Origin of the sequence: Mesorhizobium sp. M1399 (assembly GCF_040317735.1) — a bacterium.
Classification (GTDB): Bacteria; Pseudomonadota; Alphaproteobacteria; order Rhizobiales; family Rhizobiaceae; genus Mesorhizobium.
The window spans coordinates 1-15,857 of the sequence record NZ_JAMYKZ010000004.1 but is presented as its reverse complement, the minus strand read 5'-3'; the positions used below and the strand labels follow the sequence as shown (position 1 = coordinate 15,857).

The window sequence follows — 15,857 nt, the reverse complement described above, 5'->3', positions numbered from 1 at the left end:
TCATGGCCCGGGTGGAGGCACGCCTCAAACCGGCGGTGTGCCGTTTTCGGCCAATACCGCACCGGCCAGGTAAAGCGAGCCGCCGATAAGGATGCGCGGCGGCGGTCCGTCCCATGTGTCGCGCAGCAGCATCAGCGCATTGGCGACGGAACTGACGGGTTCGGCCGACAGGCCGGCCTCGATGGCGCGCGTCGCCAGTTCGTCGTTCGGCACGCCGGCGTCACTCGTGCTCACTGGCACGGTGTAGACATGCCGGACGAGCCCTTTGAAGGCGCGGAAATAGCCGCTCTGGTCCTTGGTGTTGATCATGCCCGAGATCAGGAACAGCGGCCGCGGGTTCTTTTCCTCCTGCTCGGCCAGCGCCTCAGCGACGACCACGCCGGCGCCGGGATTATGGCCGCCGTCGAGCCAGATGTCGGCGCCCTTCGGCGCCAGTTCGCCCAGCCGCCCCTGCGGCAGCTTTTGCATGCGGCCCGGCCAGATGACATTGGCCATCGCTTTCTCGGCGGCGCGGTGGCTAATCTCGAAGCCCGCCGCCTTGACCGCCGCGATCGCCGCTGCCGCATTGGCGAATTGGTGGCGCCCCGGCAGGCGCGGCGGCGGCAGGTCCATCAATCCGTCTTCATCCTGATAGACCATGCGCCCGTTTTCCTCATAGGCAAGGAAATCCTGGCCATAGACGAAGGCGGGGCAGTCGAGCCGTTCGGCGGTTTCGATGAGCACCTGCTGCGCCGTCTCGCTTTCCTGCGCGCCGATGACGACCGGGCATCCACGCTTGATGATGCCGGCCTTTTCGGCGGCGATCAGTTCAACGCGGTCGCCGAGATAGGCTTCGTGGTCGAGCGAGACCGGCATGATCACCGACACGGCCGGCTCGGCGATGACATTGGTTGCGTCGAATCGGCCGCCAAGGCCGACCTCGAGGATGACGGCATCGGCCGGATATTCGGAAAACAGCACGAAGGTGACTGCGGTGAGGATTTCGAACACGGTGATCTTCTGGCCTTGATTGGCCTTGGCGACGCGGGCGATGGCTTCGGCGAAGACCTTGTCGTCCACCAGCCTGCCGCCGCCATCGGCGGCCAGTCGGTAGCGCTCATGCCAGTTCACCAGATGTGGCGATGTGTGGACATGGACGCGGTAGCCGGCGGCTTCGAGCAGCGCCCGTGAAAAGGCGGCACAGGAGCCCTTGCCGTTGGTGCCGGCGATGTGGATGACCGGCGGCAGCTGGTCCTGCGGGTTGCCGAGGCGCTCGAGTAGCCGCGAAATGCGGTCAAGCGAAAGGTCGAAGCCCTTCGGGTGAAGCGCCATCAGGCTTTCGATTTCGCGGTCGGCGGCAAGCGTGGTCATGAAGGAATCCTAAGCGTGCGCACAACGGCACACAACAGCCGCCCGCGCCGCATGATGTCGTGTCAGGCTTGCGGCCTGGCCTCGACCGGGATCACCGACGGCGGCAGGATTTCCGGCTCCTGCGATTTTTGCTCTTCCGGCAGCTTGAGCAGCATTCTCAGCAGCCGCGCAATCGTCTGGCGCATCTCCAGCCGTGACACCACCATGTCGACCATGCCGTGTTCCATCAGATATTCGGCGCGCTGGAAGCCGTCGGGCAGCTTTTCCCTGATGGTCTGCTCGATGACGCGCGGGCCGGCAAAGCCGATCAGGGCGCCGGGCTCCGCAATGTGCACGTCACCCAGCATGGCGTAGGAGGCGGTGACGCCGCCGGTCGTCGGGTTGGTCAGGACGACGATGTAGGGAAGGCCGGCCTCCTTCAGTCTGTCGACGCCGACCGTGGTCCGCGGCAACTGCATCAGCGACAGGATGCCTTCCTGCATACGGGCGCCGCCGGAGGCCGCAAACAGGATCAGCGGCCGCTTGCGCTGCAGGGCGACCTCAAAGCCATGGACGATGGCGTCACCGGCCGCCATGCCGAGCGAGCCGCCCATGAAGGCAAAATCCTGCACCGTCACCACCACCGGCAGGCCTTCGACGGTACCCAGCGCATTGATGATGGCGTCTTCCATGCCGGTCTTGGCCTTGGCATCCTTCAGCCGGTCTACATAGCGCTTCTCGTCGCGGAACTTGAGTGGATCCTGCACCACCTTGGGGTTTTCCAGCGTTTCGTATTTGCCGTCGTCGAGGAAGAACTTCAGCCGTTCCTTGGCCGATATCTTCATATGGTGGCCGGAGGACGGGATGACGAACTGGTTCTGCTCCAGATCCTTGTGGAACACCATTTCGCCGGTCTCGGGATCCTTGATCCACAGGTTTTCCGGCATGTCGGTGCGGCGGCCGAGCATCGAATTGATCTTCGGGCGGACGTAATTGGTGATCCAGTTCATCGCTTCGGCTCCTGTCCTTACGAAGAGTTAGACCATGATCCCGAAAAGTGGAAACCGGTTTTCGGCAAAGATCATGGTCAACCAGTTGATCAAGACTATTCGGCGGCAGCAAGGCGAGCCGCGCGAACCCCTTGCGACAGCCCGCTGACCAGCGTGGCGACAGCTTCTGCCGGATCGGCGGTCTTTTCGCCCTTCGGCCCGAGCACGTTGGCGACCGCATTGACGATCGCCGTGCCGACGACGACGCCGTCGGCCGAGGCACCGATGGTGCGCGCCTGCTCGGCGGTCTTGACGCCGAAGCCGACGCAGACGGGCAGGTCGGTATGGCTCTTGATGCGCTTGACCGCTGCCGCCACCTTGCCGGTGTCGGCCAGCGCCGAGCCGGTAATGCCGGTCATCGAGACATAGTAGACGAAGCCCGACGTGTTCTGCAGCACCTTGCGCAGGCGCTTGTCGTCGGTGGTCGGGGTCGCCAGCCGGATGAAGTTGATGCCGGCCTTGAGTGCCGGGATGCAAAGCTCCTCGTCCATCTCCGGTGGCAGGTCGACGACGATCAGCCCGTCTATGCCGCTGGCCAGCGCGTCGCTCAGGAAGCGCTTGACGCCGTAGATGTAGATCGGATTGTAGTAGCCCATCAAGACAATCGGCGTTTCATTGTCGCCGGCGCGGAATTCCGAGGCCATCTTCAGCGTCTTGACCAGTGTCTGGCCGCCCTTCAGCGCCCGCAGGCCGGCCGCCTGGATCGCCGGGCCGTCGGCCATTGGATCAGAAAACGGCATGCCGAGCTCGATGATGTCGCTGCCGGCGCCAGGCAGCGCCTTCATGATCGACAGCGACGTGTCGTAGTCGGGGTCGCCGCCCATGAAATAGGTGACGAGTGCCGGTCGGCCTTCGGCCTTCAGCTTCGCCATGCGGCGGTCGATACGGGTGGTCATGATCAGATCTCCATGCCCAGCATATTGGCCACCGTATGCACGTCCTTGTCGCCGCGGCCGGACAGATTGACGATGACGATCTGGTCCTTGTCCATATCAGGCACGATCTTCACCGCCTGCGCGATAGCGTGGGCGGATTCCAGCGCCGGAATGATGCCCTCGACGCGCGTCGTCAGCTGAAACGCCTCGAGCGCCTCGTCGTCGAGGATCGGCACATAGTCGACGCGGCCGGAATCGCGCAGCCACGAGTGCTCCGGCCCGACGCCGGGATAGTCGAGCCCGGCCGAGATCGAGTGGCCGTCCATGATCTGGCCGTCGGCGTTCTGCAGGAGGTAGGTACGGTTGCCATGCAGCACGCCGGGCGCGCCGGCACTCATCGAAGCGCAATGCTCGATGCCATCGAGGCCGCGGCCGCCGGCTTCGACGCCGATGATGCGAACCTCTTTGTCGTCGAGGAAGGGATGGAACAGGCCGATGGCGTTGGAACCGCCGCCGACACAAGCGATGATGGTGTCCGGCAGCCGGCCTTCCTGCTCGAGGATCTGGGCGCGCGCCTCGGTGCCGATCACCGATTGGAAGTCGCGCACCAGCTCTGGATAGGGGTGGGGGCCGGCGGCGGTGCCGATCAGGTAATAGGTGTCCTCGACATTGGTCACCCAGTCGCGCAACGCCTCGTTCATGGCGTCCTTCAGCGTGCCGTGGCCGGCGGTCACCGGCCGCACTTCCGCGCCCAGAAGCTTCATGCGAAAGACGTTGGGGCTTTGCCGGGCGACATCGGTCGCGCCCATATAGACGATACAGGGAAGCCCAAAGCGCGCCGCCACTGTAGCGGAAGCGACGCCATGCTGGCCGGCTCCGGTCTCGGCGATGATCCTCGTCTTGCCCATGCGCTTGGCGAGCAGGATCTGGCCGAGGCAGTTGTTGATCTTGTGCGAGCCGGTGTGGTTCAGATCCTCGCGCTTGAAATAGACCTTTGCGCCGCCCCCGAGGCCCTTCGCTGCGGAAACCTCGCGAAGATGCCTGGTCAAGCCTTCGGCGAAATAGAGCTTCGACGGCCGCCCGGCGTAATGCGTCGAGAGATCGGTCAGTTCGGCCTTGAAGTCCGGATCGTTCTTGACCTCGTTCCAGTGCCGCTCCAGCTCAAGGATCAGCGGCATCAGCGTTTCGGCAACGAAACGACCGCCAAAAATGCCGAACATGCCCTGCTCGTCGGGGCCGGTGCGGAAGGAATTCGGTATCGCCGGCTTATCCATCGCCGATCTCCTGGTCTGTGGTTTGAAGCGTGGTCAGGCGGCGCGGTTGTCGCGTGCTGCCCCGACGGCCCGGAAAAATTGTTCGATCAGCGCCGGTTCCTTGACCCCCGGCGCGCTTTCCACGCCCGAGGAAAGATCTATTCCGGGCGGGTTCGCCAGCCGAAGGGCGTCGCCGATATTGCCTGCATTGAGCCCACCGGAAAGCATGTAATCGACGCCGGCGTCAAGGCCGGCCAGAATGCGCCAGTCGAAGGCAAGACCGTTGCCGCCCGGCAGTTCCGAACCCTTAGGCGGCTTGGCATCGAACAGGAAACGGTCGGCAATGCCGACGAAGGGTTTAACCCGCTCGAGATCGGCAGCCTCGCTGACCGGCAAGGCCTTCATCACCGGCAAGCCGTAGCGCGCCTTCACCTCAGCCACCCGGTCGGGCGTTTCGGCGCCGTGAAGCTGCAGCATGTCGGGCTGCATTTTTTCGACGATCTCGTCCAGGAACGCGTCGCTGGCGTCGACCGTCACCGCAACCGCCTTGGTCTTGCCGCGCGCCGCTTCGCGCAGGCGGCCGGCTTCCACCGGCTCGACATAGCGCGGGCTTTTGGCAAAGAAATTGAAGCCGACATGGCTGGCGCCGCCGGCCAATGCCGCGGCCAGTGCCTTGTCAGTCTTCAATCCGCATATCTTGATGTCCAGCGCCATGGCGCGGGATTGGCACGAAACGACCAAAGAGTCGAGAAAAAGCATCCTGTTTGCCGCCGGCGCGGAACGCGCTACCTTGCTAATGTAAGAGCGGAACGCGCCACCTTGCTAATATAAGAGCGCAACGCGCTACCTTGCTCAGGCACAAAGGCGGGAGAACAAAGACCATGCCGGAAAAGACCGTCGCGGAACTCAGGCAAAAGCTGGCGCAGGCCCATGAGGTCATCGCTCATTTGATGGACAAGGCAGCCTTCAACGGCGCGGAGGCGCATCGGGCGCTGGCTTATTTCAGCAACGATGGCTTCGAGAAGGATTTTCTGCCTTGGCCGCGCCATGTCGATGAGGGGTTGCGGCCGGAGGAGTTGAACGCGGCGAATGACGATTGATCGGACAACTACTCGAACGTGATCGCCTGCAGCGCGCCGCCATTGCGCTTGAGCCAATCCTTGCAGCGCTCGGTGTCCGGGCACAGCTGCTCGCATAATTTCCAGAATTTCGGGCCGTGGTTCATCTCCTTGAGATGCGCCACCTCGTGCGCCACGAGGTAGTTTATCACCGGCCGCGGCGCCATCATGATGCGCCAGGAAAACGACAGATTGCCGTCCGACGTGCAGGACCCCCAGCGGCTCGACGTATCCTTGAAGCGGATCGCCTTGGCGCGCTTGCCGACCGCAGCACTGTGCTTGGTCACCAGCGCCTCGATCTCGCGCTTGGCTTCGCGCTTGAGGAAATCGGCGATGCGGCGCGGCAGATGCAGGCGCTCACCGTGCACGATCATCAGCGGACCGCGCTCGTCGCGCGACAGCGTGACTGTACCGCGTTTCGACGGTTCATGGACGATGCGATGCGGCACACCGCGCACCGGTATCTTGATGCCGGGCCGCACCTGCGGCCGGTTGGGCACCTTGGCCAGCCTTTGCTCCAGCCAGTCCTGATGACGGTCGAGGAATCTTTCCACCTCGCCGCGCCGCAGCCCCGGCGGCACGGTGATGCGCAGGCCGCGGCCGCCGGAATCGATGCGCAGCGTCAGGCGCCGCGCCCTGTCGTTCTCGACGATCTTGAGCGGCAGCGTGCGGCCGGCAACGCAATGCTCGCGCTCCACGACGGGCGTGGGCTTGGGTTTCGTCGGGGTGCGAAAGAAGCCGAAGGACATTCCGGGACGATACGTGATTCGAGGGAAACGACTAGAACAAAAAAGAAACGGCGCCGCTGACGCGACGCCGTTGGATTATCTATCTGGGCACGGGACGTTACTCGTCGAGCAGGCCTGGCGTGGACTTGCCGGTGGTTTTGTTGTTCGTCGTCGACCCGGTCGTGGGAGACGTCGACTTGTTGCGGTTGGCCATGAAACGATCGAACTCTTCCTGGTCCTTGGCGCGGCGCAATTCGCGGGCATATTCGTCGAACTCGCTCAGCATCTCGTCGAGCTTGCGGCGTTCCTCGGCAAGCCGCTCGAGTTCCTTTTCGCGCCAGTCGTCGAAAGCGACGTTGCCGGTGCGGGCGGAGCCATGGCCCCAGCGCGCGGCCTTGTCGGAACCGCGGCGGCAGCCGGCGAAGATGCCGTCGGTGGCGCGGTTGACGTCACGCTTGAAGCCGTCGAGCCGGTCGCCCCAGATGATGTAGGCGAGCATGGCGAAGCCGAGCGGCCAGAACACCATGAACCCGATCACCATCAGCGCGATGGTCGCCGGCGTCCAGGCCGGACGGATCAATGCAGATGTGTTCATTTCTCCCAATCCTTCAGTTGGAGACAGCCAAATCCGGCTGCGTGGAATCGAAATGGGATGGAGAAAACGGCGATTCAAGACAGCAACCGCCAAAACCGGACAAGCGGCTGAAATGATTATCGCTTTTTGAGCATTTCAAGGAAAAGCACGACCAATCCGGCGATCAGGCCCCAGAACGCCGCACCGACGCCGAACAGCGTCAGCCCCGATGCGGTGACGGCGAAGGTGACGGTAGCGGCCATCCGCTCGTCCTCGTCTTTCAAGGCGATCGACAGCGCATTGGCGAGCGGTGCCATCAGCGCCAGGCCGGCGACCAGCGCGATCAGGCTCTGCGGCAATACGGCGAAGATCGCCACCAGCGAGGCGCCGAACAGGGCAAAGACAAGATAGGCCAGCGCGTAGAACGGGCCGGTCTTCCAGCGCTCGGCCGGATCGGGATGCACGTCGGGTCCGGTGCAGATCGCCGCCGAGATCGCCGCAAGATTGGTCGTCGAGGCGCCGAACGGCGCCGTCAGCAGCGAAAACAGGCCGGTGACGCCGATCAGCGGCCCGGGTTCGGGATGATAGCCGGCTGCCCTCAGCACGGCGAGGCCGGATAGGTTCTGCGAGGCCATGGTGACCAGATAGAGCGGCAATGCCAGGCCGATGATCGAAGCGGCGGTGAACTGCGGCATTACCAGCGTCAAGCTCGAGAGTTCCGGTGCCGGCAGACCGCCGACCCGGTCGGTAAGAAAGGCCGCGAGACCGCCGCCGATCAGCACCAACAGCACCGACAGCGCCGGGTTGAACAGGCGGATGACGAAGAAGACCGCAACCAGCGGCAGGATCAGCCAGGGGTCGACGGGCACGGTCTTCACCGCATTGATGGCGAAGGTTACGACGATGCCGGCCAGCATTCCGGACGCGACCGAAGCCGGTATTCTGGCGATCAGCTTGGTCAATGGCCCGAACAGGCCGGTGGCGACCAGCAGGACCCCGGTGACGATGAAGGCGCCAACCGCCTCGCCCATCGAAAAGCCGGTCGATGCGGCGATCAGCGCGACGCCCGGCGTCGACCATGCGGTGATGACCGGCATTTTCGTGCGCCACGACAGCCACAGGCTCTCGATGGCCATCGCCAGGCAGAGTGCCGTCACCCAGCTTGCGGTCTCGACCTGCGTTGCGCCGACCGCCTTGGCGGCGGCAATGACGATGGCCAGCGTACCGCCGAAGCCGACGATCGCCGCCACAAAGGCGGACACCGGAATGGAAATGCGCATGTCTCTATCCCGCCTGCCGCACCATCGCGTCCACCGCCCGCACCAGCATATCGAGATCCTGAGGTCGCGACAGGCGGTGGTCGCCGTCCGGAATGAGCGACAGCGTGACGTCGTCGGCCGGCAGCAGGCCGACCAGCTTGAGCGCATGGCTCGACGGCACGTCGGGATCGGCCAGGCCTTGCAGGATATGGACCGGACAGTGCGTGTCGACCGGCCCGGTCATCACCCGGTTGCTGCGGCCGTCCTCGATCAGAGCGCGCGTGTAGATGTAAGGCTCGGCTGAATAATCCGACGGCTCTTCGAAAAAACCCTTTTTCCTGAGGTCGCGCTTCTGCGCTCCGGTCAGCACCGGCTCCACCAGTTCGAACGTGAAATCGGGCGCCGGGGCCAGCAGCACAAGGCCGGCGACGCTGTTCTCGCCCGCCTTACGCAATTCCTGCACCATGCGCAGCGCGATCCACGCGCCCATCGACGAACCAACCAGGATTTGCCTGCCCTGGGTGAAGCGGCGGAAAACCGCCAGGCTCTCGCCTAGCCATTTCGAGATGGTGCCGTCGGCAAAGGCGCCACCCGATTCGCCATGGCCGGAATAATCGTGGCGCAGGAAGGCCCGGCTTTCTTTGCGCGTCCATTCCGACAGGGTTTCGGCCTTGGTGCCCAGCATGTCGGATTTGTAGCCGCCAAGCCAGACGATGCCGGGCTCGGCACCTGCCGCATGCCTGACGGCGATGCTCGTCCCGTCGACGTCTAGGAAGATCGGGGTGGTGGTGCTCATGGTGTATTCCCTCGCGCCGGTCTTTTGGCACAAGCGGGGGTTCAACGAAAAGTGCTCTGTTACTTTCTTCGCTTGGTGCAGAGGAGCATTCATCGAGCAGGTGATTTCCTGAGAATGCTGTGCTATTGACTCCGACCGCGCACTCACCACATTGCGCGTTCGCAATTCTGAACTGAAGAACCCCTTAACGAAACGGCTCAAGGAGACCACGACCATTCGCAGACCTTTCAAAGCAGCGGCGCCCACCAAGGAAGGCCCGCGCTCCAACCGTGATATCCGGGTTCCCCGGGTCCAGCTAATCGACGCCGAAGGCCAGAACCGGGGCGATGTCTCCATCAACGACGCATTGCTGCTCGCCGAAGAGGCTGGGCTCGATCTGGTCGAGATATCGCCCAATGCAGTGCCGCCCGTCGTAAAGATCCTCGATCTCGGGAAGCTGAAATACGCCAACCAGAAGAAGGCGGCCGAGGCGCGCAAGAACCAGAAGGTCATCGAGATCAAGGAGATCAAGATGCGCCCGAACATCGACAGCCACGACTATGAGACCAAGATGAAGGCCGTCCGGCGCTTTTTCGAGGAAGGCGATAAGGTCAAGCTGACATTGCGCTTCCGCGGTCGCGAGATGGCGCACATGGAACTCGGCATGCAGCTTCTGAATAAGGTTCGCGAGGAAGTGGCGCCCATCGCCAAGGTCGAAGCCGAACCGAAGCTCGAAGGCCGCCAGATGATGATGGTGCTGGCGCCCCGCTAAAGCGCGTTGCGCTTTAGTTCTGTTTTGTGCATGTCGTTGTCCCAAAACCGCTGCGCACTTTTGGGCGACATGCATTAAATCCGCCTGAATCATGTTGCAAGGCGTCCCGGCGATCGGCGGGGCGCCTGTTTTCTTGGCCAGACGCTGCGATCGCCGGCGAGAGCAACGACGCTCTGGTTCCCTCGACGATCGGATTCCCGACATGGTCAATGAAGTCAGATACGCGCAAGTTAAGCACGGGCTTGGCAGCTACCAGCATATGCGCAGGATGGTACTTGCCGTTCTCATCATGGTGATGTTCGCGGCGCTGCTGTTCGGCCAGTCGGTTTTCCCTCCCGATACGCCAGTGCATGAAACGATCGAAATGGTCGGCGTCGTGCTGATCTTTCTCGGCATCGTCGGGCGCTTGTGGTCGACGCTTTACATCGGCGGACGCAAATCCTCCGAAGTGGTGACCGGCGGACCCTATTCGATCACGCGCAACCCACTCTACCTTTTCTCCACTTTAGCTGCCGCTGGTGTCGGCGCACAGATCGGCTCCATCGCGGCCACGATCGGCTTTGGAGCGCTCTGCGCGGGTGCCTTTTACATCGTTATCCTGCGCGAGGAGAAATTCCTCAAGGAGGTTCTCGGCGCGCCATACCAGGCCTATCTGGCGAAAGTGCCGCGCTTCTTCCCGAAACTGTCACTGTATCAGGAAGGCGACACCGGCAGCTTCAAGCCGCGCCTGCTGCGAACCACGTTACTGGACGGGCTGGTGTTCCTCCTTGCCTTGCCGGCTTTCGAACTGATCGACGGCGCCCAGCAGTCGGGCATATTGCCGGTGCTGTTCCGTTTCCCCTGAGCACTACAAGGTTGCTGAGCGCTGGGTGTTGCGCGCGCCCTCGCTTTGACGTATATGACCGCGTTCCAAAAAAACCGCCCGGCAGGGCATGCCGTGGCGGTTTCATTTGCTTTTCGGGCTTTGGTCGGCCTGAAGCGAACAAAAAGCGCATTGGTGCGCATATAAACGGAGTAGCAAAATGCCCAAGATGAAGACCAAATCGGCCGCCAAGAAGCGGTTCAAGATCACAGGTACGGGTAAAGTTCTGTCGGCTGCGGCCGGCAAGCGTCACGGCATGATCAAGCGTTCCAACAAGTTCATTCGAAATGCCCGCGGCACGATGGTTCTGGCTGAACCGGATGGCAAGAAGGTCATCAAGAATTTTCTGCCGAACGGCCTCTAGGGCATGATGCCAAAAAGTTGCAAACTTTTTGGAAAACATCATGCGCCAAATAAGGGCATTCGGTCTGGACACGCATTTGTTTTACGCAATTCCGAACGGAAAACCGCTAGGCACTTTTCCTGGAATTGCTTTTAAGGAGATCATGACATGGCACGCGTAAAGAGAGGCGTCACCTCGCACGCCAAGCACAAGAAGGTCCTGAAAGCCGCCAAGGGTTTTTACGGCCGCCGCAAGAACACCATTCGCATCGCCAAGCAGGCGGTGGAAAAGTCGCTGCAGTACGCCTATCGCGACCGCAAGAATCGCAAGCGTTCGTTCCGCGCGCTGTGGATCCAGCGCATCAATGCGGCGACGCATGAGCATGGCTTGACCTATGGCCGTTTCATCGACGGTCTCAACAAGGCCGGCATCGAGATCGATCGCAAGATCCTGTCGGACATGGCCATCCACGAGCCGCAGGCTTTTGCCGCACTCGTGGCCAAGGCCAAGGTCGCGCTCGAATACCTCAAGAACACCACGCCGAACGCTTTTGAAAGCGCTGTCGCTTAAGACCAGCGCTTCCCAAGCTATTCGACACTTGATTTGGGAAACCCGCGCTGGCAGGGCTGGCGCGGGTTTTTCTTTGCTTCCAATCGGGTCTGGAACATGAGTGACATGGAAACTCTCGAAAATTCCCTGATGGCCGAGATCGCCTCTGCCGCCGACGAGCAGGCAATCGAGGCGGTGCGTGTCTCTGCCCTCGGCAAGAAGGGTTCGGTCTCCGAGATACTGAAGACACTCGGCTCGATGAGCGCCGAGGAGCGCCAGGTCAAAGGCCCGGCAATCAACGGCCTCAAGAACCGCGTCACCGAGGCACTTTCGGCCCGTCGCGCCGAGCTGAAAGATGTGGCGATCACGGCACGGCTTGCCGCCGAGAAGGTCGACGTCACCTTGCCGGTGCGACAATCGCCGGCCGAGCGCGGCCGCATCCATCCGATCAGCCAGGTTATCGACGAGATCGCGGCGATCTTCGGCGATCTCGGCTTTGCCATCGCCGAAGGTCCCGACATCGAGACCGACTATTACAATTTCACCTCGCTGAACTTCCCGGAAGGCCACCCGGCGCGCGAGATGCACGACACCTTCTTCTTCCAGCCGGACGAGCAGGGCGAACGCAAGCTTTTGCGCACCCACACCTCGCCGGTGCAGATCCGCACCATGGAGATGCAGAAGCCGCCGATCCGCATCGTCATTCCTGGCAAGACCTACCGGCAGGATTCCGATGCCACCCACTCACCGATGTTCCATCAGGTCGAGGGATTGGTGATCGACAAATCGGCCAACGTCGCCAACATGAAGTGGGTACTGGAGGAGTTCTGCAAGGCCTTCTTCGAGGTGCCGAGCGTCAAGATGCGCTTCCGGCCGTCCTTCTTCCCGTTCACCGAGCCCAGCCTCGAGGTCGATATCCAGTGCGACCGTTCGCGGCCTGGCGAGGTGCGCTTCGGTGAAGGCTCAGACTGGCTGGAGATCCTAGGCTGCGGCATGGTCCACCCCAACGTGCTCCGCTACGGCGGCCTCGATCCCGACGAATACCAGGGCTTCGCCTGGGGCATGGGCATCGACCGCATCGCCATGCTGAAATACGGCATGCCCGACCTGCGCGCCTTCTTCGACGCCGATGTGCGCTGGCTGTCGCATTACGGTTTTAGGCCGCTCGACATGCCGACGCTGTTTGGCGGGCTAAGCGCGTGACAACCGGGCCGCAGCAAATCCGCGGGCAGCTAGCCTTCCTGCACATGTCCGACGCGCGGCCGCATAGCTTCAAGCCCAGCGTGCCCAGACCAGACGGAACACAGTCATGAAACTTACCCTCTCCTGGCTCAAGGATCATCTCGAGACCGATGCCTCGCTGGCGGAAATCGTCGAACGTCTCACCTCGATCGGCCTCGAGGTCGAGCATGTCGACGACCGGGCGAGCTTGAAACCTTTCGTCATCGCCAAGGTGCTGACGGCAGTCCAGCATCCCGACGCCGACCGGCTGCGCGTGCTGACCGTCGACACCGGCGACGGCAGGGCGCCGGTGCAGGTTGTCTGCGGCGCGCCGAACGCCCGCGCGGGCCTGATCGGCGCCTTTGCAGCACCCGGCACCTATATTCCCGGCATCGACGTGACGCTGACCGTCGGCAAGATCCGCGGCGTCGAAAGCCACGGCATGATGTGCTCCGAGCGCGAGCTCGAACTGTCCGAGGAGCATGACGGCATCATCGACCTGCCGGCCGATGCGCCGGTCGGCACCAGTTTCGCCGCCTATGCCCATCTCGACGATCCGCTGATCGAAATCAATCTGACGCCGAACCGGCCGGATGCGACCAGCGTTTATGGCATCGCCCGCGATCTGGCGGCGAGCGGGCTCGGCACGCTGAAGAGCGCGCCGATAGAGCCGATCCCCGGCAAGGGCGAGACGCCGGTCAAGGTGACGATCGAAGCGCCGGAGCTCTGTCCCGGCTTTGCGCTGCGCCTGGTGCGCGGCGTCAAGAACGGACCGTCGCCGAAATGGTTGCAGCAAAGGCTTCTCGCCATCGGCTTGAGGCCGATCAGTGCGCTGGTCGACATCACCAATTATGTCACCTTCGATCGCGGCCGGCCGCTGCATGTCTTCGACGCTGCGAAGGTCACCGGCAATCTCACCGTGCGCCGGGCACGCGACGGCGAAAAGGTGCTGGCGCTCGACGGCCGCGAATACACGCTGACGCCGGAGATGTGCGTCATCGCCGACCAGGATGGTATCGAGTCGATCGCCGGCATCATGGGTGGCGAGCATTCCGGCTGCGACGAGAACACCACCGACGTGCTGATCGAGTCGGCACTTTGGGACCCGATCGCCACCGCCCGCACCGGCCGCACGCTCGGCATCATCACCGATGCACGCTACCGCTTCGAGCGTGGCGTCGACCCGGAAATGATGATTCCCGGTGTGGAGCTGGCGACGAGGCTGGTGCTCGATTTCTGCGGCGGTACGCCGACGCAAACCGAAGTCGTCGGCTATGCCGGCCATCGGCCGAAGATCGTCTCGTTCCCATTGTCGGACGTGAAGCGGCTGACCGGCATCGAAGTGCCGCGCTCGACGAGCCTCGACATTCTTGCCCGCCTCGGCTTCAAGCCGGAGGGCACGGGCGATGTCGTCAATGTGGCGGTCCCGTCCTGGCGGCCGGATGTCGACGGCAAGGCCGACCTGGTCGAGGAGGTCATGCGCATCCACGGCGTCGACAATATCGCGCCGCAGCCGCTCGGCAGCCACGACGCGGTCAACGCCAAGATCCTGACTGTGCTGCAGATCCGCACCCGCGCCGCCAAGCGGGCACTTGCCGTGCGCGGCATGATGGAGGCCGTCACCTGGTCGTTCATTCCGGCAAAACACGCCGAATTGTTCGGCGGCGGCCAGCAGGCGTTGAAGCTTGCCAACCCGATCGCCGCCGATATGTCGGACATGCGGCCGTCGCTGCTGCCGGGCCTGATCGCAGCCGCGCAGCGCAACGCCGACAAGGGCATCGGCGATGTCGCGCTGTTCGAAGTGTCGGGCACTTACGAGGGCGACGGCGCCGACCAGCAGCGGCGTGTTGCCGCCGGCGTTCGGCGCGGCACCGCCAAGCTCGAGGGCTCCGGCCGTCATTGGGCCGGCAACGCCGGCGCCGTCGGCGTCTTCGACGCCAAAGCCGATGCGATCGCAGCACTCGAAGCCTGCGGCGCGCCGGTCGAGCGGCTGCAGATCGAGGCCGGCAGCCCGGCCTGGTATCACCCCGGCCGCTCCGGCACGATCAAGCTCGGGCCGAAGGTAATCCTTGGCACGTTCGGCGAGTTCCACCCGAAGACGCTGGAGGCGCTTGACGTCTCCGGTCCGCTTTGCGGGTTTGAGGTGTTCATCGATGCCGTGCCCGAGCCGAAGGCCAAGCCGACGCGGACAAAGCCGAGGCTCGATCTGTCCGCCTTCCAGGCGGTCAAGCGCGATTTCGCCTTCGTCGTCGACAAGGCGGTCGAAGCCGGCACACTCGTTCGCGCCGCCCTTGCCGCAGACCGGAAGCTGATTTCCGGCGTCTCGGTGTTCGATGTTTTCGAGGGTGCAGCGCTCGGCGCGGCGAAGAAGTCGATCGCCATCGAAGTTTCGATCCAGCCGGTCGAAAAGACGCTGACCGACGAGGATTTCGAGGCGCTGGCCAAGCGCATCGTCGAGAATGTCGGCAAACGGACCGGCGGCGTGCTGCGCGGCTGAGGGATTGCGGACGCATGGCGAATCGCCCTCCAAAGGGCGATGAACCATTTGCGCTATTCAGGGCTGCCCTTCGAGGAACAGCGTGCAGCCTTTCTCGATATCGTCTCGGCCGATCCGCTGGTCGGCGAGACGCTGTCGCGGGTACGGGCGCTCGACCTCCCCGACTGGCTGGTCGTGTCCGGCGCGCTTTACAACAGCGTCTGGAATCATCTGACGGCGAAGCCTTCGGGATATGGCATTCGTGATGTCGATCTGTTCTATTTCGATGAGAGCGATCTGTCTTACGAGGCCGAGGACACGGTCATCCGCCGGGCGGCGAAGCAGTTCGAAGGACTGACGCTGCCGGTCGAAGTGCGCAACCAGGCGCGGGTGCATCTGTGGTTTGAGGCGCGCTTTGGCGGTTCCTATCCCAGACTGTCGTCGTCCGCCGAGGCGCTGTCCTATTTCGCTTCGAAAACCCATGCCGTCGGCGTTAGATTCGGCACCGATGGGCAACTCGCGCTCGTGGCGCCGTTCGGGCTCGACGACATCTTCTCGTTTCGCGTTACCCCGAACCGTGCACTGGATAATCAGCAGACGCACGAGATGAAGGGCGCGCGTGCGAGGGAGAACTGGCCGGAGATCAGTGTCGTGCCTTGGTAGGAAATGTCGGC

General features: G+C 63.1%; 17 protein-coding genes. 8 read left to right on the top strand and 9 right to left on the bottom strand.

Annotated features, from left to right (window positions below):
• Positions 1-24: 24 nt before the first annotated feature.
• The 5 genes from NKH05_RS07170 to NKH05_RS07150 form a co-directional block, all read right to left on the bottom strand.
• Positions 25-1,350, bottom strand: coding sequence for a bifunctional folylpolyglutamate synthase/dihydrofolate synthase (locus NKH05_RS07170; protein WP_023718289.1), 1,326 nt, complete (start codon positions 1,348-1,350; stop codon positions 25-27).
• A 62-nt stretch (positions 1,351-1,412) separates the two neighbouring features.
• A complete protein-coding gene (accD, locus tag NKH05_RS07165; protein WP_023718290.1) occupies positions 1,413-2,339 on the bottom strand; it encodes an acetyl-CoA carboxylase, carboxyltransferase subunit beta in 927 nt (308 codons plus the stop codon).
• 95 nt (positions 2,340-2,434) lie between these two features.
• Positions 2,435-3,274 carry a tryptophan synthase subunit alpha gene (trpA, locus tag NKH05_RS07160; RefSeq protein WP_352484473.1) on the bottom strand — a complete coding sequence of 280 codons (840 nt, stop codon included), beginning with the start codon at positions 3,272-3,274 and terminating at the stop codon, positions 2,435-2,437.
• Positions 3,275-3,276: 2 nt separating this feature from the next.
• Positions 3,277-4,527 carry a tryptophan synthase subunit beta gene (gene trpB, locus NKH05_RS07155; RefSeq protein ID WP_023718292.1) on the bottom strand — a complete coding sequence of 417 codons (1,251 nt, stop codon included), beginning with the start codon at positions 4,525-4,527 and terminating at the stop codon, positions 3,277-3,279.
• A gap of 33 nt (positions 4,528-4,560) precedes the next feature.
• Complete coding sequence (locus tag NKH05_RS07150) at positions 4,561-5,220, bottom strand: phosphoribosylanthranilate isomerase (RefSeq protein WP_023718293.1); 660 nt, start codon at positions 5,218-5,220, stop codon at positions 4,561-4,563.
• A 167-nt stretch (positions 5,221-5,387) separates the two neighbouring features.
• Between NKH05_RS07150 and NKH05_RS07145 the strand changes: the two genes are divergently transcribed.
• Positions 5,388-5,606: a hypothetical protein gene (locus NKH05_RS07145; protein WP_023718294.1), complete on the top strand. Its 219-nt coding sequence runs from the start codon at positions 5,388-5,390 to the stop codon at positions 5,604-5,606.
• Between the two features lie 8 nt (positions 5,607-5,614).
• Here NKH05_RS07145 and NKH05_RS07140 read toward each other — a convergent pair whose 3' ends face one another.
• The 4 genes from NKH05_RS07140 to NKH05_RS07125 form a co-directional block, all read right to left on the bottom strand.
• Positions 5,615-6,373: a M48 family metallopeptidase gene (locus NKH05_RS07140; protein WP_023718295.1), complete on the bottom strand. Its 759-nt coding sequence runs from the start codon at positions 6,371-6,373 to the stop codon at positions 5,615-5,617.
• A gap of 97 nt (positions 6,374-6,470) precedes the next feature.
• On the bottom strand, positions 6,471-6,947 hold the full coding sequence (locus NKH05_RS07135) for a DUF2852 domain-containing protein (RefSeq protein WP_352495238.1): 477 nt from the start codon (positions 6,945-6,947) through the stop codon (positions 6,471-6,473).
• Positions 6,948-7,063: 116 nt separating this feature from the next.
• On the bottom strand, positions 7,064-8,206 hold the full coding sequence (locus NKH05_RS07130; protein ID WP_352484470.1) for a benzoate/H(+) symporter BenE family transporter: 1,143 nt from the start codon (positions 8,204-8,206) through the stop codon (positions 7,064-7,066).
• A 4-nt stretch (positions 8,207-8,210) separates the two neighbouring features.
• Complete coding sequence (locus NKH05_RS07125; RefSeq protein ID WP_352484469.1) at positions 8,211-8,981, bottom strand: alpha/beta hydrolase; 771 nt, start codon at positions 8,979-8,981, stop codon at positions 8,211-8,213.
• A gap of 214 nt (positions 8,982-9,195) precedes the next feature.
• Between NKH05_RS07125 and infC the strand changes: the two genes are divergently transcribed.
• The 7 genes from infC to NKH05_RS07090 all read left to right on the top strand — a co-directional run bounded on the left by infC (position 9,196) and on the right by NKH05_RS07090 (position 15,846).
• Complete coding sequence (gene infC / locus NKH05_RS07120; RefSeq protein WP_023677573.1) at positions 9,196-9,732, top strand: translation initiation factor IF-3; 537 nt, start codon at positions 9,196-9,198, stop codon at positions 9,730-9,732.
• Between the two features lie 202 nt (positions 9,733-9,934).
• The gene (locus NKH05_RS07115; RefSeq protein WP_023718299.1) at positions 9,935-10,576 is read left to right on the top strand and encodes a methyltransferase family protein; all 642 of its coding nucleotides are present in this window, start codon (positions 9,935-9,937) and stop codon (positions 10,574-10,576) included.
• A 178-nt stretch (positions 10,577-10,754) separates the two neighbouring features.
• Entirely contained in the window at positions 10,755-10,958 is a 204-nt protein-coding gene (rpmI, locus tag NKH05_RS07110; protein ID WP_006201248.1) for a 50S ribosomal protein L35, read from the top strand.
• Between the two features lie 147 nt (positions 10,959-11,105).
• The gene (gene rplT / locus NKH05_RS07105; RefSeq protein ID WP_006201247.1) at positions 11,106-11,507 is read left to right on the top strand and encodes a 50S ribosomal protein L20; all 402 of its coding nucleotides are present in this window, start codon (positions 11,106-11,108) and stop codon (positions 11,505-11,507) included.
• A 96-nt stretch (positions 11,508-11,603) separates the two neighbouring features.
• Positions 11,604-12,689 carry a phenylalanine--tRNA ligase subunit alpha gene (pheS, locus tag NKH05_RS07100; RefSeq protein ID WP_023718300.1) on the top strand — a complete coding sequence of 362 codons (1,086 nt, stop codon included), beginning with the start codon at positions 11,604-11,606 and terminating at the stop codon, positions 12,687-12,689.
• A 106-nt stretch (positions 12,690-12,795) separates the two neighbouring features.
• Entirely contained in the window at positions 12,796-15,204 is a 2,409-nt protein-coding gene (gene pheT, locus NKH05_RS07095; protein WP_353025197.1) for a phenylalanine--tRNA ligase subunit beta, read from the top strand.
• Between the two features lie 39 nt (positions 15,205-15,243).
• On the top strand, positions 15,244-15,846 hold the full coding sequence (locus NKH05_RS07090) for a nucleotidyltransferase family protein (protein WP_352484467.1): 603 nt from the start codon (positions 15,244-15,246) through the stop codon (positions 15,844-15,846).
• The last annotated feature ends 11 nt before the right edge of the window (positions 15,847-15,857 follow it).